Raw genomic sequence first — 26432 nt, 5'->3', positions numbered from 1 at the left:
GGCAATCAAGCCGTCGCCGCCCTGAGCAGCCGGTCCGCGGCAGCCCTGGCCTCGGCGGTGATCTCGGCGCCGGCGAGCATCCGCGCGATCTCCTCGCGGCGGTGGTCGGCGGCGAGTGCGTTGACGCGGGTGGCGACGCGCTTGCCCTTGTCCAGCGCATCCTTGGAGATCAGCAGATGCTGGTCGGCACGGGCGGCGACCTGCGGAGCGTGCGTCACGGCCATCACCTGGACCTTGCCGGCGAGCCGCGCCAGCCGCCCGCCGATCGCGTCCGCGACCGCGCCGCCGACGCCGGTGTCGATCTCGTCGAAGACCAGGGTCGGCGCCGAGCCGCGGTCGGACAGCACGACCTTCAGCGCCAGCAGGAAACGCGACAGCTCGCCGCCGGAGGCGACCTTCATCATCGGCCCCGGCCTGGTGCCCGGATTGGTCTGCACCCAGAACTCGACGCGGTCGAAGCCTTGCGGGCCTGGAGCTGCCTCGTCGGTCTGGACCTGGGTCATGAACTTGGCGCGTTCGAGCTTGAGCGGCGCGAGTTCGGCATTGACGGCCTTGTTGAGCTTCTCCGCGGATTTCTGCCGCGCCATCGACAGCTTCTTGGCCGCCGCCGCATAGCGCGCATCGGCTTCGATCGCGGCCTGCTCCAGCTTCTTCAGCCGTGAGGCGCCGGCATCGATCAGGACGACATCGGCGGCATATCGGGCGGCAAGCGCGGCGAGCCCGTCGACCGGCGTCGAATATTTGCGCGACGCTGCGCGAAGCGCGAACAGCCGCTCCTCGATGCGTTCGAGCTCCGAGGGATCGAAATCGGTCGCGGCAAGCGCCGCCTGGAGATGCTGGTCGGCTTCCTCCAGCGCGTTGATCGCGATGTCGATCGCCCTGACCGCGGGCTCGACCAGCGCCGGCGAGTTGACGCCGCGACGCTCCAGCCGGCGCACCGCCGCCGACAGCGAGGCGACCGGCGAATGGTGGCCGCCGACCGCCTCCTGCGCCTCGCGCAGGTCGGAGGCGATCTTCTCGCCCTGCATCATGGTCGTGCGCCTCGAAGCCAGCGAGGTCTCCTCGCCGTCCTTGGGCGCGAGCTGCTTCAATTCGTCCGAGGCGTGACGGAGGTAGTCGGCTTCGCGCGCAGCGCGCTCCATGCCGGCGCGATGCTCCTCCAGCGCATTGTTGGCGGTGCGGCGCGCGTCCCAGAGCGCTTCGACCGCCGAGACGTCCTTTTCGAGACCGGCGAAGGCGTCGAGCAGGCGGCGGTGGGTGGCGGCATCGACAAGCGCGCGCTCGTCGTGCTGGCCGTGGATCTCGACCAGGGCGGCCCCGACCGCCTTCAGCGTCTGCACGCTGATCGCCTGGTCGTTGATGAAGGCGCGGGTGCGGCCGTCGGCCAGCTGGACCCGGCGGAGAATCATCTCGCCGGTATCCTCCAGCCCGTTCTCCGCGAGGATTTTGGCCGCGGGATGGTTTTTTGGGATATCGAATACGGCAGTGACCTGCCCCTGCTCCGCCCCATGCCGCACGAGGCCGGCATCGCCGCGGCCGCCGAGCGCCAACGCAAAGGCATCGAGCAGGATGGATTTGCCCGCACCGGTCTCGCCGGTCAAAACCGCGAGGCCCGTTGCGAATTCGATATCGAGCCGTTCGATCAGGACGATGTCACGGATCGACAGACGCGCCAGCATGGAATTCTATTTCCTAGCCGAGACCCATTTTCTTGAAGGTCTTGCTAATCCAGGACCCCTGATTCTCGCTCGGTTCGAGACCGCCTGATTTTACAAGATTATAGGCGTCCTTGTACCAGCGACTGTCAGGAAAATTGTGCCCGAGCACGGCAGCGGCCGTCTGGGCCTCGCCAACGATGCCGATCGCCATATAGGCCTCGGTCAGGCGGTACAGCGCCTCTTCGACGTGGCGGGTGGTCTGGTACTGCGTCACCACGGCCTTGTAGCGGTTGATTGCCGCCGTGTAGTCGCGCTTCTGCGCGTAGTAACGGCCGACATTCATTTCCTTGCCGGCGAGCTGGTCGCGCGCACCTTCGATCTTGGCCTTGGCCGAGGTCGCGTATTCGGACGTCGGATATTTGCGAACCACCTCTTCCAGCGAGGCGATCGCCTTCTCGGTGCGGGTCTGGTCGCGGCTGATGTCCGGAATCTGGTCGTAATGCGAGGCGGCAATCAGATATTGCGCGTAGGCCGCATCCGGGCTGCCGGGATGCAGCGTGACGTAGCGGGTGGCCGCGCCGATACAACTATCATAGTCGCCGCCCTGGTAGGACGCGTAGGCCGACATCAGCAATGATTTGCGAGCCCAGTCGGAATAAGGATGCTGGCGGTCGACCTCTTCGAACTTCTTGTTCGCCGCCTTCATGTCCTTCTTCTCGTTCATGAGGTACAGGCCCTCATTGTAGATCTTGTCGGCGGGCTCCTCGACGAAGGTGTCGTCCTTGGCGGTGAACTTGTCCCAAAGCGCGCCGGTGCCGCAGCCGGCCAGCGGCAGCGCGAGCACGAAGAGGGCGACAACCTGAAGCAGCCCACGGACTCGAGACGAGACCTCTCGAGACGGGACTTGAAGATATCCGCGCGTCATACGCTGTGCCGACATGAGTATTGCCCTGACGCCCTGTGGTGCGGTTTCCGCCAGCCCATGAACCCCGTCCTGGGCGCGAAATATAACCGTGGTGCCTGCCGTGCGACCACGCCGATGTAACCGAAAAACGATCTTCAACCAACCGGATAGGCAGGCATTCCGCCCGGATTAAGGCGAACGCGCCGCAATCCTAGCCGATCATCGTTACCAGGAGTTTCGCGGGGAAAGCCGCCGCCGAACGGCCATCGCAACGGGTCTCTTCAGGACCCGTCTCTCTTTCAGGAAACGTCTCTCTTCGGGAAGGTATCGCTTCAGGAAACGTCGGGCCCGTAGACCGCGGCGATCCGGCCACCGACGATGCCGCGACCGGTTTCGGCCACCGGACGCGTGGTGCGGCGGGCTGCCTCGCCCTCGACCACCCGCCAGGCGGTGCGGTCGGCGAGCAGCGCGGTCAGGACGGCGTGGTTGAGCTTGTGGCCGCCACGTACCGAGCGGTAGGCGCCGAGCAGCGGCAGACCGGCCAGCGCGAGGTCGCCAATCACGTCCAGCACCTTATGGCGGGCGCATTCGTCGGCGTAGCGCAGGCCTTCGGTGTTGAGCAGCCGCTCCTCGTCGAACACGACGGTATTGTCGAAGGAGGCGCCGAGCGCATAGCCGGCGCTCCAGAGCCGCGCAACGTCGCACATCAGACCGAAAGTCCGGGCCCGGCCGACTTCGCGGCGGAAACGCTCCGGGTTGAGGTCGAAGGCGTAGCTCTGCTGGCCTATGACAGGATTGGTGAAGTTAATCTCGACCTCGGCGCGGAACCCGTCGGCATAGGGCCTGATCTCGCCGAAGGAGTCGCCGATCTTGACCGAGATCGGCTTCAAAACCTGAATGAAGCGGCGCTGTGCCGGCTGGGTCACGATGCCGGCCTGGTCGATCGCCGCAACGAAGGCCGCGGCGCTGCCGTCCATGATCGGCACTTCCGGCCCGTCGATCTCGATGATGGCGTTGTCGACGCCCATGCCCCGCAGTGCAGCAAGCACATGCTCGGCGGTGGAAACCAGCGGACCGTCGCGATCACCAAGGACGGTGGCGAAATCGGTCGCGATCACCTGCTCGGCGGTGGCCTGAACCTCGCGGTCGCTTCCCTCAAGCCCGGTGCGGATAAAAACAAAGCCCGCGTCGACAGGCGCGGGTCCAAGCGTGAGCGTGACGGGAAGACCGGAATGAACGCCGACGCCTGCCACACTGGCTTGCGCACGAAGCGTTGTTTGCCGGCTAAATTTCATCAGGAACCGCCCCACTACGACCACCGCGACTTATACTGAACTCGACTGAGCGGCTGAGACCGCTCGCTTCCGAATCCGTATCCCCAAGTCACGGCAAACCATAGTCACTGCCTCAAACAGCGCCAACTCACGCTTTTTTACCGATTGTTACCCCAAACCCGCCGTATTCGCGCCAAGGCTTAACCAAATTGGAGCAGAGTTCGGGGCCGTTTTCGGTAGTTTTACTGAACCATCGAATATGTAATTAATTATTTAAAATCAGTTGGTTGGCTACGCAATCCGGATCTGCACGGGGCAAAAGAAAAGGTCCCGGCAAGCTTCCCGCCGGGACCTTTTTCGTCTGCCTTATTGTAACAATCCTCAGGTCGCCTGCCGCCGCAGGAAGGCCGGGATATCAAGATGGTCGTCTCCCTGTGGCGCTGGGGCAACAGGCGCGGGACGGCCATGCATGTCCAGGCCCTGCGGCGCGGGACGACGGGCATACTCGGACACCGGCTCGGCGGAAGCGATTTGCTGCGCCACGGTCTTCTGGGGGCGGCGATCGGGCAGCGGCGGCATCGCGGGACCGGCGGTGCGGGCAGCGATCGGCGCCTCGCTCTCCTCGTCACGACGGCCGAGGCCGACATTGGCGAGGCGCTGCAGCAGCGACAGCCGGGTCTTCTGCGGGGTCTCCTCCTCGACCTCGCCGCGGGCCTGGCGAAGCTCGGCCTGGGCTGGCATCGGAAGTTCCTCGATTCGCGGCATCCGCGGTGTGCGAACCGGCGCACGCTCGGCCTGCGGCGGGATGAAGGTTTCCGGCGTCATCGGCTCGTGCATGGCCATCGGCGCCTGCTCGGGCTCCGGGAACAGCGTGGGCTTCTGCGCGATCGGGCGCACGGTGACGTCGCCATAGGTCTGCATCGGCGCGGGAGCCTGCGGAACGTCCGCAACGGCGGCGGCGATGGCGGCAAGCGCAGCGCGCTCCACGTTCGGACGCGGAGTCGCGGGAGCGGCAGCAAACTGGCCCGATCCTGCGGCCGGGGTCTGCGCTTCGAACTTCTGGGCGCGCTCGGCCATGCGCTGATTGTCGGCGCGCAGCCGCGCGGTCAAATCGGCAAGACGGCTCTCGGCAGCCGCGGCCGGAGCAGCGGGAGCCTGCTGCGCCTGCGGAGCAGGATTCGCGACGGGAGCGCTGGTCGCCTGACTGTTGCGGGCGATCGCGGCCTGTTCGATGCCGGTGGCGACGACCGAGACGCGGATCAGGCCGTCGAGGGCTTCGTCGAAGGTGGCGCCGACGATGATGTTGGCGTCCTGGTCGACTTCCTCGCGGATGCGGGTCGCAGCTTCGTCGACCTCGAACAAGGTGAGATCCTTGCCGCCGGTGATGGAGATCAGGAGGCCCTTGGCGCCCTTCATCGAGCTGTCGTCGATCAGCGGGTTGGCGATCGCGGCTTCGGCGGCGGTCAGCGCGCGCTTGTCGCCGGAGGCCTCGCCCGTGCCCATCATCGCCTTGCCCATCTCGCGCATGACGGCGCGGACGTCGGCGAAGTCGAGATTGATCAGGCCTTCCTTGACCATCAGGTCGGTGATGCAGGCAACGCCCGAATAGAGCACCTGGTCGGCCATCGCGAAGGCGTCGGCGAAGGTGGTCTTCTCGTTGGCGACCCGGAACAGGTTCTGGTTCGGGATGATCAGCAGCGTATCGACGACCTTGTGCAGCTCGTTGATGCCCGCTTCCGCGGTGCGCATGCGGCGGCCGCCCTCGAAGTGGAACGGCTTGGTCACGACGCCGACGGTGAGGATGCCCATCTCGCGCGCGATCTTGGCGATCACGGGAGCTGCACCGGTGCCGGTGCCGCCGCCCATGCCGGCGGTGACGAACACCATGTTGGCGCCCGAGAGATGGTCGCGGAGCTCGTCCATAACTTCTTCGGCTGCGGCCGCGCCGACGACCGGCTGCGAACCTGCGCCCAACCCTTGCGTGGCGGCCGTACCCATCTGCACGATGCGCTGCGCCTTCGACATCGTCAGCGCCTGCGCGTCGGTGTTGGCGACCACGAAGTCGACGCCCTGAAGGCCCGCCGTGATCATGTTGTTGACGGCGTTACCACCGGCGCCGCCGACGCCGAACACGGTGATGCGGGGCTTCAGTTCGTGAATATCAGGAACATTGATGCTGATGGTCATGTTTGCCTCTCGATCACGCGCGCGTGGGTTCGCCCCGGCCGGCGGCCGCGGGAGTTGGTGAAAATCGAATATTGCGGGAAGGAGTCATCAGAAGCCCTCGCGTAGCCATCGTCCGACCTTTCCGAAATACCCGCCGGTCCCCGTCCTGACCTGCTGCCGCGTATGCCGCGGTTCGACATGTTCGTGGTGAACATATTGCGGGTAGACGAGCAGTCCGGCCGGCACCGCGAAGGCGGCGTTCTTCGCCTCGTTGGGCAGCCGGCCGAAACCGAGCGGACGTCCGACCCGCACGGGCCGGCCGAGAATCTGCGTTCCGAGCTCAACGAGACCGGTGAGCTGCGAGGCCCCGCCCGAGAGCACGACACGGCCGTTGGGCTCCGAGGCGAAGGGCGAATCCTTCAGCTTGTCCCGAACCATTTCGAAGACTTCCTCGGCACGATGCTTGACGATGTTGGCGATGGTAGCGCGGGAGACGATCTGCGGCAGATCCTGCTCGTCACCGGCCGTCGGTACAGACATCAGCTCACGCGAGTCCGATCCGCCGGTGATGACGGTCCCATATAACGTCTTGATTCGCTCGGCATCGGCAATGGTCGCGGAGAGTCCGCGTGCCAGATCCATCGTGATGTGTTGCCCGCCGACCGCAAAACCCGCGGCATGCACGAAGCGGCCGCCGGAAAAGACCGCGATCGTGGTGGTGCCCGCGCCCATTTCGACCACGGCAGCGCCGAGATCGGCCTCGTCGTCGGTCAGTACCGACAGACCCGCCACATAGGGGCTTGCCGCCATGGCTTCGACGTTGATGTGGCAGCGTTCGACCGCCAGCATCAGATTCCGCGCCACGGTGGCGTCGCAGGTGACGACGTTCATGTCGATGCCGAACTGATGCGCGACCATGCCGCGGGGATCACGGATGCCCTTGACGCCGTCGAGCGTGTAGCCGACCGGCAGCGCGTGCAGCACGGTGCGGCCTTCCCCGGTGGCGTGGCGCATGCCGGTGGAGGTGACGCGGCTGACATCGGCCGGCGTCACGGCGCCGCCGCGGATGTCGGCCGCAGCTTCGACCAGCTGACCGGAAAGCCGGCCGCCGGAGACCGACAGCAGCACGGACTCGACCCGCACCTTGGCCATTTTCTCCGCGAGCCCGACGGCCTGTCGCACCGCCTGCTCGCATTCGCCGAGATCGATCACGGCGCCGGCTTTCATGCCGCGGGACTGGATCTGGCTGTAGCCGATCAGCTCCACCGCATGGGTCCGGTCGCGTAGGGCTTCGCTCGGCGCCGACGGCTTCAGCCGCGCGATCATGCAGGCGATCTTGCTGGTGCCGATGTCGAGGCAGGCGACGAGGCCGCCGCGCTTGTGCGGCATCGGGCGTGTCTTCGGTGTCTGGGTGCGATCAAGACCGGTCATGCAGCGTCCCCGGCCTTTTTCTTCTTCTTGTCCTTGAACAAATCGTCGCGCGCCTTGGCGGCGTCCTCGGACAGCTGCACCACCAGCCGATCCGGCAGGCGCAGGTCGACCGCGACGATGTCGCGGGAGAACAGCCTGTCCTCCTTGTCGAGCCTGGACAGCATCGCAAGCGCGTTGCCGACGTCCTGCTCGGGCAGGCGGATGTCGAGGCCGTCCTTGAGCCTCAGGTTCCAGCGCCGCTCACCGACGAAGATCGCGGCCTTGGTGATGGAATTAACCTGCGGATAGCGCGCCAGCAAAGCGAGGAAATCGCGGGCCTGCGTCTCGGCACCCTTGCCGACCACGAGCGGCAGCGACAGGAAGCGGCGCGAGACATAGGGTTCGAGCACGGCGCCGTCATCGGCGATGACGGAGAGCCGGCCGGCCTCCTGCCACAGCGCGAACGCCTTGCGCTCGGTGAGCTCGATCATGAGCTGGCCCGGATAGAGCTTCAGCACGGTTGCATCCGCGATCCAGGGATTGGCCTTGAGCTTGTCGCGCACGGCGTCGGCGTCGAGGAACAGCAGCGAGGATCGGCCGCTGACGCCGCCGATCGCGAGGATCTCGTCCTGGCTGAGCTGCTTGCGGCCGTTGATCACGACGGAGGTGATGCGGAAGCCGGCGGAATTGGCCAGCGCGTTACGGGTGTCGTTGACCGCCGTGATGAAATCCTGGAGATGGCCGCCCTTGACGATACCGAAGCCGCAGCTTCCGATCAGGAGCAGCACCGTCATGCTGATCCCGACCCGGCGCGGCAGATAGCGCTCGACCAGCGCGACCAGCCGCGGCGGCGGCTCGCGCTCGATGACGGCTTTGGCCCGGGCTTTGGTTTTAATCTTTTCCTCGGCTGCAGCACGCGCGCCGTGAACTCGTTCCAGACGCTTGTCCTGCATCCACTCGCGCAGAAGCACGACCGCTCCGATAGCGGCCGCCTTCAGGTCAGCTTGGGGCCTCAGCGATCTGAAAAGCGACCGAGTGAGGCTTCCTGCTCCATCCATTGCACGAGCTCGTCAACAGTTTGCCCGCGACATCGCGCGGGTCCTGGCGAACATGACGTCTCGGACTTGCCGGGCCGGGTGCTGGTCTTCAGCAGAAGAAAACCTCTCCCCTTCAGAGCGTTCGCTAGGGGTGACAACACCCGCAACGGTCCACGCGCCGGCAGCCAAAGCGTCATATGCGCCGCCAGCGTTAACCTTCGGACGTCCTGGTAAACAAAAGGTAAAGTTCGTTAACGACGTGAGCTTTTTGCCCAGGCCTGTGAGGCATTTATGCCGCAATATCCGGCATTTTACCGGTTTTGGGTTCCAAAACCGGCCGTTTCGCCAGTTCGGCCGTTAACCAGTCCTAATTATTTTCGCACACCGGCCACAGCGAGCTCGACCAGGCCGCGCAGGAAGTCGACGAACGCGATGCCCTCGGCCTTCAGCGCCTTGGGGTAGAGCGAGGACTTGGTCAGGCCGGGCAGCGTGTTGGTTTCGAGATAGATCAGCCCCTTGTCCGAGACGATGAAATCCGAACGGGAATAGCCGGTACAGGACATCGCCCGGTGCGCCAGCATCGCCTGCTGCTTCAGTGCGGCGGTGAGTTCGGGCGCGAAACGGCCGGGACATATCTCCTGGGTCGACTTCAAAAGATATTTCGCCGCGTAGTCGAAACTGCCCTCGCCGGGAATGATCTCGATCGGCGGCAGCGAGATGATCGTGCCGTCCGGCCGCTCCAGCACGCCGCAGGTCGCCTCGACGCCGGCGATGTAAGGCTCGACCACGTACTCTTCGTGCTTCGCGGCATTGCGGACGGCGACGAGATCCTGCTTGGCGTTGACGAAGATCAGGCCGTAGCTCGAGCCATCCCTCGCAGGCTTTGCGATCAGCCGGCCGTATTCGGCGAAGGCCTCATCGATCTGGTCCAGCGCAATGTTGGCCGGCGGCGTCACGCCGCCGAGCGCGGCGAAATGCTTGGCCGCGAACTTGTCGAACGCGAGGTGCGAGGAGGCCGAGCCCGATCCGGTGAAAGGCACGCCGCGCGCCTCGCACATCACCTGCAATTCGCCGTTCTCGGCACGCCCGCCATGCAGGCCGAGCACCAGCACGCGGTTCTCCGCCCTGGCCTGGTCGAGCGCCTGCTCCAGCGGAATGCCCGACGTGCCCGGCTTGAACTCGTCCTCGAACGGGCGGGCATGTTCGAGCAGTTGCTTCGACTGCACGACATGCACCTTGTCCTCGATGTCCCACCACCAGAGATCGGCCTCGGGCAGCGTCTGATGCAGCGCCTGGGCTGAAGCGACCGAAACCAGACGTTCGCGGTTGGAGCCGCCGAAGAGGATGGTGATGCGCATGTTCTCTCGTCGCTTGTCCAAATTAGCCGGGAATTCCGATCCGCTTGATTTCCCAGTGTAGCTCAATTCCGGAATTCGTCTTCACCCGTTCACGCACGGTCTCGCCCAGCGCTTCGATGTCGTGCGCGGTGGCATTGCCCGTGTTGATCAGGAAATTGCAGTGCATCTCGGAGACTTCGGCACCGCCGACGCGCAAACCGCGGCAGCCGGCGGCGTCGACCAGCTTCCAGGCGGAATGGCCGGGCGGATTCTTGAAGGTCGAGCCGCCGGTCTTTTCGCGGATCGGCTGCGCGGTCTCGCGATGGGTTTGCACTTCCGCCATGCGCGCGCGGATCGCCTCGACATCCCTGATCTCGCCGCGGAAACGCGCGGAGGTGAAGATGATGGAGGGATCGACGCCGCTGTTGCGGTAGACGAACTTCATGTCGGCATTGGAGAAGACGTGCTTGGTGCCGTCGCGACCGACGCCTCGCGCCTCGATCAAAACGTCCCTGGTCTCGCCGCCATTGGCGCCCGCATTCATGCGCAGCGCGCCGCCGATCGTGCCGGGAATGCCAAAGTAGAATTCCAGCCCACCGATATTGGCCGACGCGGCGACTTCCGCCACGCGCTTGTCGAGCGCGGCTGCGCCCGCGGTGACGACATCGGCGCTCGCGCTCGCCTCGCCGAAGGCACGCGGCACCAGACGGATCACCACGCCCGCAATGCCGCCGTCGCGCACGATCAGGTTGGAGCCGACGCCGACGACGTAGACGGGAATGTCGCTTGCGAGATGCGCGAGGAAATAAGCGAGGTCGTCCTCGTCCGCCGGCGTGAACAACACCTGCGCGGGACCGCCGACGCGAAACCAGGTGAGCTCGGCGAGCGACTGATTTGCGAGCAATCGGCCGCGAAGATCGGGCATCGCGGCTTTGAGCGAGGGTGTGATGTCGGGGAAGCTCATGCGAGCACGCTCACTGCAGGTGAAGAGCGCACACTTCTTCCGTTCCCTCCCCCCTTGTGGGGGAGGGTCAGGGAGGGGGGTAGCCCCGAGCGAGATCGGAGTTCGCGGCCACCCCTCTCCCCCGCCCTCCCCCACAAGGGGGGAGGGAGCGCAGTTTGCCTTGTTGCTATATGTGAGACTCTCATGAGAGCGCCTACCCCAGCGCCTTCAATTCATCCGGCAAGGCATACGCCCATTGCGTGATGTTGCCGGCCCCTAGGCACACGACGAGATCGCCCGACTTCGCCACGCCCTTGACGATGCCGGCGAGATCGGAGGCCGCCGGCAGCGGGATCACCTCGCGGTGGCCGTGGGCGCGCAGGTTGGCGACAAGATTATCGCGATTGATCCCCTGGATCGGCGCCTCGCCTGCGGCGTAGACGTCGGCGACGATCACCACGTCCGCATCGTTGAAGCAGGTTAAAAATTCCTCGAACAGCGACTGCAGGCGGGTATAGCGATGCGGCTGCACGACGGCGACGACCTTGCCGTTGGTGGATTCCCGCGCCGCCTTCAGCACCGCCGCGATCTCGACCGGATGATGGCCGTAATCGTCGATCACGGTGACACCGTTCCACTCGCCGGTCTTGGTGAAGCGGCGCTTGACGCCGCCGAAGCCGGCGATCGCCTTGCGGATCGCCTCGTCCGACACGCCGAGCTCGCGCGCGACCGCAATCGCGGCCGTTGCGTTGGAGGCATTGTGCCGTCCCGGCATCGGCAGCATGAGATCGGAGATCTCATGCACGGCGCCCGTCTTGCGGTCGCGGAACGTAACCTTGAACTTCGATCCGCCGCCCATCGGGGCCAGGTCGACGAAGCGCACATCGGCCTGCGGATTCTCGCCATAGGTGATGATGCGCCGATCCTCGATCTTGCCGACAAGATTCTGCACCACGGGATGATCGATGCACATCACGGCAAAGCCATAGAACGGCAGGTTCTCGACGAAATGGCGGAACGCGTCCTGCACCGCCTCGAATGTCTTGAAGTGATCGAGATGCTCGGGATCGACATTGGTGACGATCGCGACCTCGGTCGGCAGCTTCAGGAACGTGCCGTCGCTCTCGTCGGCTTCGACCACCATCCAGTCGCCCGCACCGAGACGCGCGTTGGAGCCGTAGGCGTTGATGATGCCCCCGTTTATCACGGTGGGATCGAGGCCGCCGGCGTCGAGCAGCGTCGCGACCATCGTGGTCGTGGTGGTCTTGCCGTGCGTGCCGGCGATGGCGACGCAGCTCTTCAGCCGCATCAGCTCGGCCAACATCTCGGCGCGGCGCACCACCGGGATCCGCCGTTCGCGCGCCGCCGTCAGTTCCGGATTGTCGCGCTTGATCGCGGTAGAAACCACGACGACCTCGGCGCCGTCGACGTTCTCCGCCTTGTGGCCGACCGAGACCTTCGCGCCGTTCTTGCGGAGACGGTCGAGATTGTAATTGTCGGAGGCGTCCGAGCCCTGCACGGAATAGCCGAGATTGAGCAACACCTCGGCGATGCCGCTCATGCCGATCCCGCCGATCCCGACGAAGTGGATGGGTCCGATCTCGCGCGGCAGTCTCATGGCGTATCCCGCAGTTCCCTCGTCATGCCCGGGCTTGTCCGGGGCATCCACGAATCCTTACCACTTCTTGCAAGACGTGGATGGCCGGGACAAGCCCGGCCATGACGGCAAAAGTAGGAATTCTGGCTGATTTCGCGTCAGATTCCCGCGATTTTGGCCACCAGATCGGCCAGCCGCTCCGCTGCGTCGAGCCGGCCGGCGCCGCGGGCGGCCTGCGCCATGGCGGCAAGACGCGCGGGCTCGGCGGCGAAGGCGGAGATCTCGGCGGCGAGGCGATCGGAGGAAAACTCGGTTTGCGGAATGCGGATCGCACCGTCGACCTTGGCCAGCACGCCGGCATTGGCGAACTGGTCCTGGTCGATCGCGCCCGGGAGCGGCACCAGGATCGAGGGCCGCCCGATCGCAGCGAGTTCGGCCACGGTGCCGGCGCCTGAGCGCGACACCACCAGATGGTTGGAGGCGAGCCGTGCCGGCAGATCGGTGAAAAACGGCGCAAGCTCGGCCTTGATCTTCAGTCTGTCGTAGACCGCGCGCACGCGCGCCATGTCCTCGTCACGCACCTGCTGGGTGAGGATGAGCCGGCTCCACAGCGCGGGCTCGAGGCGTTCGATCGCGCCCGGCACGATATCGGCCATGATGCGCGCGCCCTGGCTGCCGCCGACGACGAGCAGGCGCAGCGGACCGTTCACTTCAGGCGCAGCATATGGCACGCCGGCTGCAGCGAGAATTGCGGGGCGCATCGGCGTGCCGACCGTCGTTGTCTTGCCCGATAGCGCCGGATCGCGGTCGAGCACGCCAGGCAACGACGTCGCGATGGCACGGACGCGGCTCGACAGAAACCGGTTGGCGCGGCCGAGCACCGCATTGGCGTCATGGATGATGCCGGGCACGCCCGCGAATTTTGCGGCGACCAGCGGCGGCAGCGTCGGATAGCCGCCAAAGCCGACGACGGCAACCGGCTTCAATCGCTTGATCAGGCTGTAGGCGGACAGCGTGCCGGCCGCGAGCGTCAGGCCGGCATAGGCGAGCTGCAGCGGATTGCGGCCGCGCGCAGTCTCGCTCGAGACGACGTCGATCATGTCCTTGGTGAACAGGCCGCTGTAGCGCAGCGCGCGCTCGTCGGTGACGAGGCGGACGCGGAAGCCGCGCCGGATCAGCTCGACGCCGAGCGCCTCGGCCGGAAACAGATGGCCGCCGGTGCCACCCGCGGCGAGAAGAATCAGGGGGGAGGTGTCCATGGGGAGGAGTTTTACAGTGTCTCCCCCGTCATTGCGAGCCGCCCACACAATGCTCGTGCCCCGGGCGCAGTGCAACGCGCCGCCCCTCGCGGCGTGGTGCGCTGCTGAACCGGGGCCCATTGCTGCGACATTCTGGGACCCGGCTCTGCGCTCCGCTTCGCTGCGCTTGTCCGGGACACGCAATCACGCGTAACTGCGCATCGCCTCGGCGTGGCCGCTCGCCTCGACTTCGGTGCGCGGGCGCAGCCGCGTCAGCGCGAGCATCATGCCGACACCATAGGCCAGCGACACGATCGAGGAGCCGCCATAGGAGATGAAGGGCAGCGTCATGCCCTTGGCCGGGATGAGCTGGAGATTGACCGACATGTTGATCGCAGCCTGCACGCCAAACAGGATCGCAAGACCCGAGGCCGCAAAGCGCGAGAACATGTCCTCATTGGCATAGGCGCGCGACAGCGTGCGGATGACGACGAAGGCAAACAGTGCCAGCATCGCGAGGCACAGGATGATGCCGAACTCTTCGGCGGCAACCGCGAACACGAAGTCGGTGTGGCTGTCCGGCAGGCTGCGCTTGGCAATGCCCTCGCCCGGTCCAAGCCCGAACCAGCCGCCATTGTAAAAGGCCTCCATGGCGGTATCGACCTGGAAGGTGTCGCCCGAAGCCGGATTCATGAAGCGCTTGATGCGGCCGGCGACGTGGGGAACAAAAAGATAGGCGCTGAACAGTCCGGCAGCGCCGAGGCCGGCGAGCCCGAACACCCAGATCATCCGCATGCCCGCGATGAAGAACAACGAGCCCCACACCATCAGGATCAGCATGGTCTGGCCGAAATCGGGCTCCATGACGAGAAGCGAGACCAGCATCAGGAGCAGCGCGAGCGCCATCGAGGTCGCCGGCATCTCCGGCCGCTTGGTGGACTCGGCAAACAGCCAGGCGGCGATGACGACGAACGACGGCTTTGCGATTTCGGAGGCCTGGATGTTGACGCCGATCAGCGTGATCCAGCGCCGCGAGCCCTTCACCTCGGGACCGATCGCGAGCGTCAACACGATCAGGATGATGCTGGCCGCGAAGATGATCAGCGCCGAGCGACGGATCGCCCGCGGCGACAGGAAGGACACCCCGAGCAGCACGATGCAGGACGGCAGCAGGAACAGCACGTGGCGGCTGAAGAAGTGGAAGGGATCGAGCCCGATGCGGGTCGCAACCGGCGGGCTCGCCGCCAGCGACAGGATCACGCCCGTCAGCATCAGCGCCAGGATGGCACCCATCAGCGGCTTGTCGACGGTCCACCACCACTCGGAAAAGGGGGTGCGTTCTTCACGGGAGAGCATGGCGGCCGCTTTCGGACAGAGGTCGGTCCATTGGTCGCCGAGGTTGGTTACCGGGGGGTTAAGGAAACGCGGATGATTGGAATTGCCTCACACCACCGGCTTCACGCCCGGCAGCGCCTGCACCAGCTCGCGGAACCTGGTGCCGCGGATTTCGAAATTGCGGTACTGGTCGAAGGAGGCGCAGGCGGGTGACAGCAGGACGACCGCATCAGTGATGCCTGACGCCTCCGCATCACGTGCGGCTTGCTCCACCGCGACGTCGAGGGTCTGGCTGATCTCGTGCGGCACCTGCGTGCCGAGCGTGCCGGAAAATTCCTGCGCGGCCTCGCCGATCAGATAGGCTTTTCGGATGCGCGGGAAGTAGCCGGTGAGGCCGGTGATGCCGCCGGCCTTCGGCTTGCCGCCCGCAATCCAGAAGATGTCCGAAAAGGACGACAGTGCGTGCGCGGTGGCGTCCGCATTGGTGCCTTTGGAGTCGTTGACGAACAGCACATTGCCGCGGCGGCCGACCTGCTCCATGCGATGCGCAAGGCCTGGAAAGCTGCGCAGGCCGTTCTGCAAGACATCGAGGCCAATGCCCATCGCGAGCGCGGCGGCGGCGGCGCACGCCGCGTTCTGTGCATTGTGCAGACCGCGCAGAGAACCGATGCCGCCGAGCGCCGCGATTTCACTGCGCGCGCCGCCCGAATTGCGCACGATATTGCCATGCTCGACATGGATGCCGCTGGCCAGCGGATTCCTGACCGAGATGCGCACCACATTTTTGCCGGCACGGTCGAGCCGGTCGGCGATGTCGCGACAAAAACCGTCGTCGACACCGACGATCGCGGTACCGCCGGCCTGCACACCGGCAACGAGGCGTTCCTTCACCGCGGCGTAGTGCGCGATGGTGCCGTGACGATCGATGTGGTCCTCGCTGACATTGAGCAGAATGCCGACGGAGGGATCGAGCGAGGGCGTGAGGTCGATCTGGTAGGACGACATCTCGATGACGTGGACGCGGCCCATGCCCGGCGGCTCCAGCGACAGGATCGCGGTGCCGATATTTCCGCCCATCTGGGTGTCGTAGCCGGCGACCTTGGTCAGGTGCGCGATCAACGCCGTCGTGGTCGATTTGCCATTGGTGCCGGTGATGGCGACAAACGGCGCATCCGGCGCGTGCCGACGCCGTTCGCGGCAGAACAGCTCGATGTCGCCGATCACCTCGATAGCGGCCTCGCGCGCCTTCAGCACGCTCCAATGCGGCACCGGGTGGGTCAGGGGAACGCCGGGCGCGAGCACCAGCGCGGCGAAATTCGCCCAGGAGACGTTGCGCAAGTCAGCCGTGATGAAGCCCGCTTGCGCGGCCTTGGCGACGTTCTCGGCGCTGTCGTCGGCGGCGATCACCTCGGCGCCGCCGGCCTTCAGCGCGTGGCAAGACGTGAGCCCCGAGCCGCCGAGGCCGAACACCGCGACCGTCTTGCCGGCAAAGGACGTGACGGGGATCATCGAGTGCTCACCGCAGCTTCAGCGTGGACAGGCCGGCGAGCGCCAGCATCACCGAGATGATCCAGAACCGGATCACGATCTGCGGCTCGGTCCAGCCGAGCTGCTCGAAATGGTGATGGATCGGCGCCATCCGGAAGATGCGTTTTCCCGTCATCTTGAACGACACCACCTGCACGATGACGGAGACCGCCTCCAGCACGAACAGACCGCCGATCACCGCGAGCACGATCTCGTGCTTCACCGCGACCGCGATCGCACCCAGCATGCCGCCGAGCGCGAGCGAGCCGGTGTCGCCCATGAAGATCGAGGCCGGCGGCGCGTTGAACCAGAGGAAGCCGAGGCCCGCGCCCAGCAGGGCGCCGCAGAGCACGGCCAGCTCGCCGGTGCCGGCGACATATTTGATCTGGAGATAATCGGCGAACACCGCGTTGCCGGCGAGATAGGCGATCATCGCAAAGCTCGCGGTCGCGATCATCACGGGCACGATGGCGAGGCCGTCGAGACCATCGGTGAGGTTCACCGCGTTGCCGGCGCCGACGATGACGAAGGCGCCGAACACGACGAAGAACCAGCCGAAATGCAGCACGGTGTCCTTCAGGAAAGGAATCGTGAGCGCCGTCGACGCGGGATCGCGGTTCAGCCGCACCAGCGCGTAGCAGGCAACCAGCGCGATGGCCGCCTCGATCAGCAGGCGGAGCTTGCTGCCGAAGCCGGTCGTGGTCTGCTTGGTCACCTTGAGATAATCGTCGTAGAAGCCGACGAAGCCGAAGCCGAGCGTCACCGCCAGCACGATCCAGACGTAAGGATTGAGCGGATTGGCCCACAGCACCGTGCCGACCGTGAGGCCGGACAGGATCATCAGCCCGCCCATGGTGGGCGTGCCTTTCTTGGCGAGATGCGATTGCGGACCATCGGCCCGGATCGGCTGGCCCTTGCCTTGTCGGATGCGCAGATGGTCGATGATCCAGGGCCCGAACAGGAACACGAACAGCGCGCCGGTGACGACGGCGCCGCCGGTGCGGAAGGTGATGTAACGGAAGACGTTCAGGAAGGTGCGAACGGCACCGAAGCCCGGAAATGTGTTGGAGAGCTCGATCAGCCAGTAAAACATTCAGACGGTCCTATGGCGCCTTTGCACGCGCCTTGATCTTGGCCTTGTCAACCTGCCTCACGCGCATTCGCTGGTCTTCATCCTGGGGTCGGGCGACCTCTAAAGAAAACGAACGGCTTCGCGCCGGAAAGGGTGGGATTCGGGAACAGCGCCTTCCAAGCAGTTTACGCCCTTGCCTGCAAGGCGGCCACTAGGCCCGGCACAAACTTGTTGACCCAGAACATCTTCTTGCTGCCCTTGACAACCACGACATCGCCTGCCCTCAGCAGATTTGCGACCTCGCCCGGCTTCAGCGTCACGGGGTCGTCGTGCCAGCCGAGACCCTTGCCGGTTGGAAGCACCTCGAACAGGTGACGCATCAGGGGCCCGACGCAATAGACGCCGTCGATGCCGTCGAGATGCCTGGCGAGTTCGGTGTGATAGGCCGGCGCGCCATCACCCAGCTCCAGCATGTCGCCGAGTACCGCAATGCGGCGGCCGCCGGTCGTGTTGCGCGCCTGCAGGCTTTGCAGCGCGGCGGCCACGCTGGCCGGATTGCCGTTGAAGCTGTCGTCGATCACGGTGACGCCGCCGACCGCCTGCTCGACGCCGCGGCCGGTCATGATGCCGACGCGGTCGAGCTTGATCGCAAGCGTTGCCGCATCGAGGTTCGCCGCACGGATCGATGCGAGCGCGGCGAGCGCATTCTGGACGCGGTGCGGCGCGCCCGGCGTCAGGCTGAACGCGATCTCCTTCTTGCCAAGCGCGGCCACGACCTGCCAGCTGTCGCCATGCGGCGCGTGCGCGACCTCGTGCACCTCGGCTTTGTCGCCGAAGCGTATGATCTTGCCCTTCCAGTCCGGCGCCTTGATCCCGGCGGGCAGCACCAGCACGCCTTCCGAAGGCAGGCCGAGTGCAATCGACACTTTCTCGCGGCGGATGGCTTCGAGCGAGCCAAGCTTCTCCAGATGCACCGGCTGGACGTTGACGACCAGCGCGACCGTCGGCCGCGTCAGTTCGCTGAGCCGCGCGATCTCGCCGGCCTGGTTCATGCCCATCTCGACGACCCAGAGACTGGCATCGGGCCGCGCATTGCACAGCGTCAGCGGCACGCCCCAGAAATTGTTGAAGCTCGACGGGCTGGCATAGGCATTGGGGTAGGCCGCGAGGAATTCCTTGGTGCTGGTCTTTCCCGCGCTGCCGGTGAGCCCGATCACCGGTCCGTTGAAGCGCGCACGTGCCGCGCGCGCAAGGCCCCAGAGGCCGTCCATCAGCGTGTCCTTGACGACGATCTGGGGAACGCGGATGCCCGCGATCTCGTGCGGCACGATCATCGCGACCGCGCCTGAGGCTTCCGCCTTGTCCGCGAACTCCCAGCCGTCGCGCGCGCTGGCGAAGGCCGAGATGAAGCCGCCGCTCGGCGTGCCGCTCAGCGCGACGAACAGGCTGCCCGGCTTCACCAGCCGGCTGTCCTGGGTGACGAGATCGATCGGCGTGTCCGGGAACGATCCGGCGGCGCCCAGCGCGCGCGCCACTTCGGCCACCGTCCATATGGGCGCGCTCATGCAATCCTCGACGCTAATGCGGCGGCGACCGCCTCGTGATCACTGAAGGGCAACACCTCTCCGCCGACGATCTGCCCGGTCTCGTGGCCCTTGCCGGCGATGAGCAGCGCATCGCCATCTTGCAATTCCTCGATCGCTGTGCGGATCGCCGCGGCCCGGTCGCCGATTTCGCGGGCGCCCTTGGCGGCGGCGAGGATTTCGGCGCGAATGGCCTCCGGCTTCTCGCTGCGCGGATTGTCGTCGGTGATGATGATTCCATCGGCGTTGCCGGCCGCGATCTCGCCCATGATCGGACGCTTGCCGGCATCGCGGTCGCCGCCGGCACCGAACACGACGACCAACCTGCGCTTCGCGTAGGGACGGAGCGCCTGCAGCGCCTTCGCCAGCGCATCGGGCTTGTGCGCGTAGTCGACGAAGATCGGCGCACCGTTGCGCTCGCCGACGCGCTCGAGCCGCCCCTTGGCGCCTTCGAGACCTTCGAGGCTCGCGAACACGTTTGCGGCGTCGCTGCCGGTGCCGATGGCGAGACCGGCCGACACCAGCGCATTCTCGATCTGGAATTCGCCGACCAGCGGCAGCCGGATCGTATGCCGCTTGCCGCGATGTTCGAGCGCGAGCACTTGCGAAAACCCTTCGACCTCCGCACCGGCGAGACGAATGCCTTCGCCGGCCCCGTCGCCGTTGCGACCGACCGCCATCACGCGCAAGCCGCGCGACTTTGCCGCGTCGATTGCCTCCGCCGAGCAATCATGATCGGCCGAGATCACGGCCGCGCCTCCCGGCGGAACAAGTTCGCGGAACAGCCTGAGCTTGGCCGCGAGATAATGCGCGACGGTCGGATGGTAATCCATGTGGTCGCGCGAGAGATTGGTGAAGCCGCCGGCGGACACGCGCACGCCGTCGAGGCGATATTGGTCGAGCCCGTGAGAAGAGGCCTCGAAGGCGAGATGCGTGACGCCCTCACGCGCGATCTCGTCGAGCTGCCGATGCAGTGCGATCGGATCGGGCGTCGTCAGGGAGCCGTAGACGGTGCGCTTGGGCGAGACCAGGCCGATGGTTCCGATGCTAGCGGAGGCGTGCCCGAGCCGCTCCCAGATCTGCCGGGTGAATGCCGCCACCGAGGTCTTGCCGCTGGTGCCGGTCACCGCCGCGATGGTCGCAGGCTGCGCGGGGTAGAATTTTGCCGCGGCCAGCGCCAGCGCGCGGCGCGGATTGGCGACTGTGATGAACGGCACCTTGCAGCCATCAGGCGCATGGTCGCCGAGAACCGCCACCGCGCCGGCGGCAATCGCCGCATCGATGAAGCGCGCACCGTCGGTCTTGCTGCCCGCAAGTGCGAAAAAGAGATGACCCGGCTTGACCGCGCGGCTGTCGAGGGCAACGCCGGTTACGTCGAGCGCCGCGACGGCGGGCTCGATTGCGGCGTCGTTGCCCTGAACGTCCTGATCGAGGAGGTCGCGCAGCTTCATGGTCTTCCAGTCGACATGCCGGACCGGAACACCGAATCTGCCGGGAAATCCCGACTCAGCAGCGGCAACGGCCCACCCGGTTGATTACTGGGTTGTCCTGGATGCTGCAAGAATAAGGCGCTCGGACGGCGGCAGGTCAAACCGCGGCTCGACACCCAGAAGCGGCGCGATCCGCTCGATCACCTTGCCGCCGGTCGGCACCGCGTTCCAACCCGAGGTGATGAAACCCTTCGTCTCGGGAATCGCCTGGGGCTCGTCCAGCATGATCAGGATCTGATATTTCGGATCGTCGCAGGGCATGATCGCGGTGAAGGAGTTGAGCACCCGCTTCTTGGCATAGCGGCCGTTGATGACTTTCTCGGACGTGCCGGTCTTGCCGCCGACATAGTAACCCTTGACGTCGGCGGTCTTGGCGGTGCCGATTTCGGCATTGAGCCGCATCAGGAACCGCATCTTGTCGCTGGTCTCCGTCTTGATGACGCGCTTGGCCATCGCCGCCGCTTCGGATTCGGTGCGCTTCATGAAGGTCGGCGGAATCAAATAGCCGCCGTTCACCAGCGCGTTGATGCCCATCACAGCCTGCAGCGGCGCCACCGACATGCCTTGGCCGAACGCGATGGTCACCGTGTTCAGTTCGCCCCAGCGGCGCGGTATCAGCGGAGCCGCGCTTTCCGGCAGTTCAGTGCGCAGCCGCGTCAACTGGCCCATCTTGGCGAGGAATGCCTTGTGCGCCTCGACGCCCTGGCTGAGCGCGATCCGCGCCGCGCCGATGTTGGACGAATAGGTGAACACTTCTTTGGTGTTGATGAAGCGTCCAAGCGCGTGGCTGTCGTGAATGGTGAACTTGCCGTAGTGCAGGTTTCCCCGTGCATCCCACATCGAGTTCAAATTGATCTTGCCGGAATCCAGTGCCATCGCCAGCGTGAACGCCTTGAAGGTCGAGCCCATCTCGTAGACGCCGGTGGTCAGGCGATTGATGCGGTCGGGGTCGTGCGCTTCCTTCGGATTGTTGGGATCGAAGTCCGGAAGCGAGACCATCGCCACGATCTCGCCGGTCTTGACGTTGGAGACGATCCCGGAGGCGGCCTTGGCGTGGTATTTCTCCTTGGCCTTCAAGAGCTCGTCACGCAGGGCGTGCTCGACGCGCAGATCGACCGAGAGCTCGATCGGCTTTTGCAGCCGGTCGGTGGCAAAGCCCGCGCGGTGGAGATCGGCGAGCCCCTGATTGTCGAGCCACTTCTCCATGCCGGCGATGCCCTGGTTGTCGATGTTGACGAGACCGATGAGGTGGGCGACCTCGTTGCCGGTCGGATAGACGCGCTTGTTCTCGCGCAGGAAGCCGATGCCGGGAATGCCGAGCTTGTGGATGTCCTGCTGCTGCTTCGCCGTAATCTCGCGCTTGAGCCAGACGAAGCCCTTGCGGGTCTTCAGGCGCTCGCGCACCTCGGCCTCGTCGAGGTCGGGCACGGTGGCGGTCAGAAGTTCGATTGCCTCGTCCTTGTCGATGATGCGGCGCGGCTCGCCGAACAGGCTCGACGCCTTGACGTCGGTCGCGAGGATCGCGCCGTTGCGATCGACGATGTCGGGCCGCGCGGTCGCGACCACCTCCTGCGCCGCGGCGCGGCGCGCACCGTGGGCGTCGGCGCCGATCGCGAACATCACGAGCCGGCCGCCGATCAAGGCGTAGACCGCGCCGAAGGCCAGCATCGCCAAGCCGACGCGCGCCCGCGCCTTGGCCGCGCGATCGACGTTGCGCCCATAAAGCAGGCTGCGGATCAGCCGTTGCCGCCAAGGCTCGGTCGGCTTTTCTGCCGGTTTGGCCGGGGTCACAGCACTCATGGCTTGTCCTCGGGCTGAGGCACGGAGCCCGTCACATTATCGGGATCGCTCGCGGCTTCGATGGTGTTGAGCATGGCCCCGATCGGATCCGGCTCGCCCGGCCTGAACATCCGCGGCGGACGCTCGGGCAAATTCTTCAGTGAATCATATTGCGTGCCGTTGACCGGCTTGAGCTGCAGATGCCGGTCGGACAGACCTTGCAGGCGCAGGGGCGCATCGAGCTTGGCCCATTCGGAGCGCAGCGCCGCGATCGCATCGCGCTGCTCGCGGATCTCCGCATGCAGCCGCAGCACCTTTTCGGTCCGCGCCGTGGAGTCCATCTTGATCCGGTAGACATGGGCCGCCGCGAAGATCAGCGCGCCGATGACGAGGAGGTGGATGAAGCGCATGCGCTAGCCACCTCTCATGACGTCGGAGAGTTTTGGCCAGTTCGATTGCTCGCGATCGTCATGTGCAGGCGCCGAGGTGCGCTCGGCGGCGCGCAGTTTTGCAGAGCGCGCGCGCGGGTTATGGCCGACTTCGTCCTCGCCTGCGATCACCGGCCGCCGCGTCAGGAGCTGGAAGCTCGGCACCGCCTGCGACATTTCCGGCAGATGGCGCGAGCCGCCACCCGTCTTGCTGCGCTCGGCGAGGAAATTCTTGACGATGCGGTCTTCCAGCGAATGGAACGAGACGACCACGAGGCGACCACCGGGCTTGAGCACACGCTCGGCAGCGATGAGTGCGTTCTGGAGTTCCTCGAGCTCTTCGTTGACGAAGATGCGCAGGGCCTGGAACGTCCGCGTCGCCGGATGAATATCGCCGGGCTTGGAACGAACCACCCTGCCGACGAGATCGGCGAGCGCGCGCGTGGTCGTGAACGGCGTCTCCTGACGGTCCGCGACGACGGCGCGGGCGATGCGGCGCGACTGCCGCTCTTCGCCGAGGAGATAGATGATGTCGGCGAGATCGCCTTCCGACGCGCGCGCCACGACATCGGCCGCAGTCGGGCCTGCCTGCCCCATCCGCATGTCGAGCGGACCATCGAGGCGGAACGAGAAGCCGCGGCCGGCCTGGTCGAGCTGCATCGAGGACACGCCGACGTCCATCACGACGCCGTCGACGCCATCGACGCCTTGAGCCGCGCAGATTTCGGCGAGGTTGGAGAAACGATCTTCAACGAGGGTCAGCCTGCCCGCGGAGCGGGCGACCAGCTCGGCGCCACCCTCGATCGCAGTACGGTCGCGATCAATGGCAATCACCCGGGTTCCCGGCACGTCGAGAATCGCACGGCTGTAGCCACCGGCACCAAAGGTCGCGTCGATATAGACGCCGCCCTCGCGTGGGGCGAGGTGGTCGATGGCCTCACGGCCAAGAACGGGGATATGCGGAGCCGAGCTCATGCGCCAAGCCTGCCGATCGCCCCGCCGGACTCCCAAATGAGATCGGGGACGAACAAGCTCATAACGCCTCGAATGATTCCGCGTCGCGGCGGTTCCACGACCCAATCCCCGTCCAGCATGGTTACCGAGCCCGGTCGCCCCGGGCCACCAACCCAGTATTCCCCTTGGAACTTGTCGGGCAGCCATGGGATTTCGAGCCAAAATACGCTTTGGCCGCCTCCGGACGCGGGTCGGCTCTTCATCTCTCAGTAACGGCCCTTAGCGTTAAGAAAGCGTTGATCGGCTCGCGACAAGTCGAAAAGCTGACGCGGCGGTGATGCTTCATCCACACACATGCGCCAAAATGCATCCGTTAACCGCGTCGCGCGATTGCGCACGGTCGAGGGTAAAGGAATAGTAAAGAGAAGGGCTTGGCCCACACACTCTCTCTATCTCGAGCTGTCTATGTCGTCCGGTTCGTCCACGCCGTCTGGATCTGATTCGAAGCGTCAACGTGTTCTCCCGGTTCCCAAGGCCGCCGCGAGCATGCGGACGTTCGAGCCGGACTCCTCGATCGTCTCCGACATCATCCCCTCACCGAACCACGGCGACCGCAACAAGGGCCGGCAGCCCGACATGATCGTGCTGCACTACACCGGCATGCCCGACGTCGAAGGTGCGCTGGCGCGGCTCTGCTCCGCGGGCACCGAGGTGTCGGCACATTATGTCGTGCTGGAAGACGGCCGCATCGTGCAATGCGTGCCGGAGGCCAGGCGTGCCTGGCATGCCGGCGTGTCCGCCTGGGCCGGCGAGGACGATATCAACTCCTGCTCGATCGGCATCGAGATCGTCAATCGCGGCCACGACTGGGGCTATCCGGAGTTTCCGCTGCGCCAGATCGCCGCCGTGATCGCGCTGTGCCGCGGCATCATGCTCCGCCGCAAGGTGCCCGCGCACCGGGTGCTCGGCCATTCCGACGTGGCGCCCGCGCGCAAGAAAGATCCCGGCGAAAAATTTCCGTGGCATTCGCTGGCCAATTCCGGTGTCGGCCACTGGGTCACGCCGGCGCCGGTGGTGCGCGGCGAGAGCCTGATGCTCGGCACCATCAGCGACGAAGTGCTGAGCCTGCAGCAGGCGCTCGCCAGATACGGCTACGGCGTTCCCCTCACCGGAAAATACGACGCCGCGACCATGGAAGTCGTCACCGCGTTCCAACGCCATTTCCGCCCGGCGCGACTGGATGGAGTCGCGGATCACTCGACGCTGTCGACCTTGCAGGCGCTGTTGGGGAGTCTCCCTCAGGAGGCAACGACCGTCGCGACGAAGTGACGGCGACTGCCACCCCCGTCATTGCGAGCGAAGCGAAGCAATCCAGACTGCCTCCGCGGAAGCAGTCTGGATTGCTTCGTCGCAAGTGCTCCTCGCAATGACGGAGTATGAGGAACTAGCTACTCCATCTCCCTCATCCTTCGCGCGTACAGCCGGCGCAGCGGCTCCAACTGCGTCGCCTCCGTCGCCGAGCGATAGGCCTCGCGCGCCTCCTCGTTCCGGCCGAGCCGCCGCAACAAATCCGCCCGCACCGCTGGCAGCAGCTCGTAACCATGAAGCCCGCCGCGCGCCGTAATCGCATCCACGAGATCGAGTGCGCGCGCGGGACCATCGATCATCGACACCGCCGCCGCGTGGTTGAGTTCGATCACCGGTGACGGATTGATCCGCAGCAGCACTTCATAGAGCCCGGCAATCTGCGGCCAGTCTGTCTGCTCATAGCTCGGCGCACGCGCATGCAGCGCAGCGATCGCGGCTTGTACGGCGTAGGGCTGCGGCCGGCCGGGCACGCGCAGTGCGTCGTCCACCAGACGCAGCCCCTCCTCGATCTGCGCATGCTCCCACCGCGAACGATCCTGCTCTTCCAGCAGCACGATGTCGCCGGCGGCGGTCTGGCGCCCTGCGCGGCGCGCATCGTGCAGCAGCATCAGCGCCAGCAGGCCCTTGATCCCCGCGCGATCGGGTACCAGCCGGTCGAGCAAGCGGCCAAGCCGGATCGCCTCGGCCACAAGATCGGGCCGCATCAAATCCGCACCCGACGTCGCCACATAGCCTTCGGTGAAGACCAGATAGATCACGGCAAGCACACCATCGAGCCGCGGCACCAGTGTGTCGCGCTCGGGAACCTCATAGGGAATGCCGGCGAGCCTGATCTTCTGCTTGGCGCGGACCAGACGCTGCGCCATCGCCTCCTCGCTGACCAGGAAGGCGCGCGCGACTTGCGCCGTGGAGAGCCCGCAGACGGTGCGCAACGTCAGCGCGACCTGGACTTCGGGCGCAAATGCAGGATGGCAGCAGGTGAAGATCAGCCGCAGCATGTCGTCGTCGAGCATGGCCGGCGGCTCGTTGGGCGCTTGCGCGTTCAGCTCGAGCTCGTGCACGAGCGCCTGCTCCTTGCCGCGGAAGACGGCCTGGCGCCTGATACGGTCGATCGCCTTGTGCCTGGCGACATTGACCAGCCAGGCACGCGGATTGTCGGGGACCTCGCACGCCGGCCAACGCGCCAGTGCCACCGCAAACGCGTCCTGGAGCGCGTCCTCGGCGAGATCGAAATCGCCGACGAGGCGGATCAGCGTGGCCAGCGCCCGCCCCGCCTCGTCGCGGAAGATCTTGTCGATCTCGGACAGTGTCATGTGACGGTGTGCGGCTGCG

The 26432-nt window shown here is 65.7% G+C and carries 20 protein-coding genes; 1 reads left to right on the top strand and 19 read right to left on the bottom strand.

Annotation, left to right across the window (positions count from 1 at the left end):
- Positions 1 to 5 precede the first annotated feature (5 nt).
- From recN to rsmH, 18 genes are all read right to left on the bottom strand, one after another.
- On the bottom strand, positions 6 to 1679 hold the full coding sequence (gene recN, locus AC0L3S_RS10755) for a DNA repair protein RecN (RefSeq protein WP_473279029.1): 1674 nt from the start codon (positions 1677 to 1679) through the stop codon (positions 6 to 8).
- Between the two features lie 13 nt (positions 1680 to 1692).
- The gene (locus AC0L3S_RS10750) at positions 1693 to 2598 is read right to left on the bottom strand and encodes an outer membrane protein assembly factor BamD (protein WP_354172752.1); all 906 of its coding nucleotides are present in this window, start codon (positions 2596 to 2598) and stop codon (positions 1693 to 1695) included.
- Positions 2599 to 2894: 296 nt separating this feature from the next.
- Entirely contained in the window at positions 2895 to 3857 is a 963-nt protein-coding gene (lpxC, locus tag AC0L3S_RS10745; RefSeq protein WP_473262921.1) for a UDP-3-O-acyl-N-acetylglucosamine deacetylase, read from the bottom strand.
- Positions 3858 to 4217: 360 nt separating this feature from the next.
- The gene (gene ftsZ / locus AC0L3S_RS10740; RefSeq protein ID WP_473262922.1) at positions 4218 to 6023 is read right to left on the bottom strand and encodes a cell division protein FtsZ; all 1806 of its coding nucleotides are present in this window, start codon (positions 6021 to 6023) and stop codon (positions 4218 to 4220) included.
- Between the two features lie 87 nt (positions 6024 to 6110).
- On the bottom strand, positions 6111 to 7433 hold the full coding sequence (gene ftsA, locus AC0L3S_RS10735) for a cell division protein FtsA (RefSeq protein WP_007613530.1): 1323 nt from the start codon (positions 7431 to 7433) through the stop codon (positions 6111 to 6113).
- A complete protein-coding gene (locus AC0L3S_RS10730) occupies positions 7430 to 8470 on the bottom strand; it encodes a cell division protein FtsQ/DivIB (protein WP_473279028.1) in 1041 nt (346 codons plus the stop codon). Before AC0L3S_RS10730 ends, ftsA begins: the two co-directional genes overlap by 4 nt.
- 350 nt (positions 8471 to 8820) lie before the next feature.
- Positions 8821 to 9807, bottom strand: coding sequence for a D-alanine--D-alanine ligase family protein (locus AC0L3S_RS10725; protein ID WP_473279027.1), 987 nt, complete (start codon positions 9805 to 9807; stop codon positions 8821 to 8823).
- Between the two features lie 22 nt (positions 9808 to 9829).
- Entirely contained in the window at positions 9830 to 10750 is a 921-nt protein-coding gene (gene murB / locus AC0L3S_RS10720; protein WP_473279026.1) for a UDP-N-acetylmuramate dehydrogenase, read from the bottom strand.
- A gap of 193 nt (positions 10751 to 10943) precedes the next feature.
- Positions 10944 to 12347 (bottom strand): UDP-N-acetylmuramate--L-alanine ligase, encoded by a 1404-nt coding sequence (gene murC, locus AC0L3S_RS10715; RefSeq protein ID WP_473279025.1) that lies wholly within the window; start codon positions 12345 to 12347, stop codon positions 10944 to 10946.
- 137 nt (positions 12348 to 12484) lie between these two features.
- Positions 12485 to 13585, bottom strand: coding sequence for an undecaprenyldiphospho-muramoylpentapeptide beta-N-acetylglucosaminyltransferase (murG, locus tag AC0L3S_RS10710; protein ID WP_473279024.1), 1101 nt, complete (start codon positions 13583 to 13585; stop codon positions 12485 to 12487).
- Positions 13586 to 13768: 183 nt separating this feature from the next.
- Entirely contained in the window at positions 13769 to 14920 is a 1152-nt protein-coding gene (ftsW, locus tag AC0L3S_RS10705; protein WP_473250435.1) for a putative lipid II flippase FtsW, read from the bottom strand.
- A gap of 87 nt (positions 14921 to 15007) precedes the next feature.
- Positions 15008 to 16408, bottom strand: a complete 1401-nt coding sequence (gene murD / locus AC0L3S_RS10700; protein WP_473279023.1) for a UDP-N-acetylmuramoyl-L-alanine--D-glutamate ligase — start codon at positions 16406 to 16408, stop codon at positions 15008 to 15010.
- Positions 16409 to 16415: 7 nt separating this feature from the next.
- The gene (gene mraY / locus AC0L3S_RS10695) at positions 16416 to 17519 is read right to left on the bottom strand and encodes a phospho-N-acetylmuramoyl-pentapeptide-transferase (RefSeq protein ID WP_007600847.1); all 1104 of its coding nucleotides are present in this window, start codon (positions 17517 to 17519) and stop codon (positions 16416 to 16418) included.
- A 164-nt stretch (positions 17520 to 17683) separates the two neighbouring features.
- The gene (locus tag AC0L3S_RS10690; RefSeq protein ID WP_473279022.1) at positions 17684 to 19063 is read right to left on the bottom strand and encodes a UDP-N-acetylmuramoyl-tripeptide--D-alanyl-D-alanine ligase; all 1380 of its coding nucleotides are present in this window, start codon (positions 19061 to 19063) and stop codon (positions 17684 to 17686) included.
- The gene (locus AC0L3S_RS10685; RefSeq protein ID WP_473279021.1) at positions 19060 to 20532 is read right to left on the bottom strand and encodes a UDP-N-acetylmuramoyl-L-alanyl-D-glutamate--2,6-diaminopimelate ligase; all 1473 of its coding nucleotides are present in this window, start codon (positions 20530 to 20532) and stop codon (positions 19060 to 19062) included. Before AC0L3S_RS10685 ends, AC0L3S_RS10690 begins: the two co-directional genes overlap by 4 nt.
- An 84-nt stretch (positions 20533 to 20616) precedes the next feature.
- The gene (locus AC0L3S_RS10680; protein ID WP_473279020.1) at positions 20617 to 22371 is read right to left on the bottom strand and encodes a peptidoglycan D,D-transpeptidase FtsI family protein; all 1755 of its coding nucleotides are present in this window, start codon (positions 22369 to 22371) and stop codon (positions 20617 to 20619) included.
- The gene (gene ftsL, locus AC0L3S_RS10675) at positions 22368 to 22760 is read right to left on the bottom strand and encodes a cell division protein FtsL (protein WP_027570696.1); all 393 of its coding nucleotides are present in this window, start codon (positions 22758 to 22760) and stop codon (positions 22368 to 22370) included. Before ftsL ends, AC0L3S_RS10680 begins: the two co-directional genes overlap by 4 nt.
- A 3-nt stretch (positions 22761 to 22763) precedes the next feature.
- The gene (rsmH, locus tag AC0L3S_RS10670) at positions 22764 to 23753 is read right to left on the bottom strand and encodes a 16S rRNA (cytosine(1402)-N(4))-methyltransferase RsmH (RefSeq protein WP_473279019.1); all 990 of its coding nucleotides are present in this window, start codon (positions 23751 to 23753) and stop codon (positions 22764 to 22766) included.
- A gap of 525 nt (positions 23754 to 24278) precedes the next feature.
- On the opposite strand from rsmH, the gene AC0L3S_RS10665 reads away from it, so the two are divergent.
- Positions 24279 to 25061 carry an N-acetylmuramoyl-L-alanine amidase gene (locus AC0L3S_RS10665; RefSeq protein ID WP_247358645.1) on the top strand — a complete coding sequence of 261 codons (783 nt, stop codon included), beginning with the start codon at positions 24279 to 24281 and terminating at the stop codon, positions 25059 to 25061.
- 119 nt (positions 25062 to 25180) lie between these two features.
- Here the strand turns inward: AC0L3S_RS10665 and AC0L3S_RS10660 are convergent, their stop codons facing one another.
- Positions 25181 to 26413 (bottom strand): RNA polymerase sigma factor, encoded by a 1233-nt coding sequence (locus AC0L3S_RS10660; RefSeq protein ID WP_473279018.1) that lies wholly within the window; start codon positions 26411 to 26413, stop codon positions 25181 to 25183.
- Between the last annotated feature and the right edge of the window lie 19 nt (positions 26414 to 26432).

Source organism: Bradyrhizobium sp. Ken01 (genome assembly GCF_055807355.1).
This window is presented reverse-complemented; position numbering and strand designations above follow the sequence as displayed.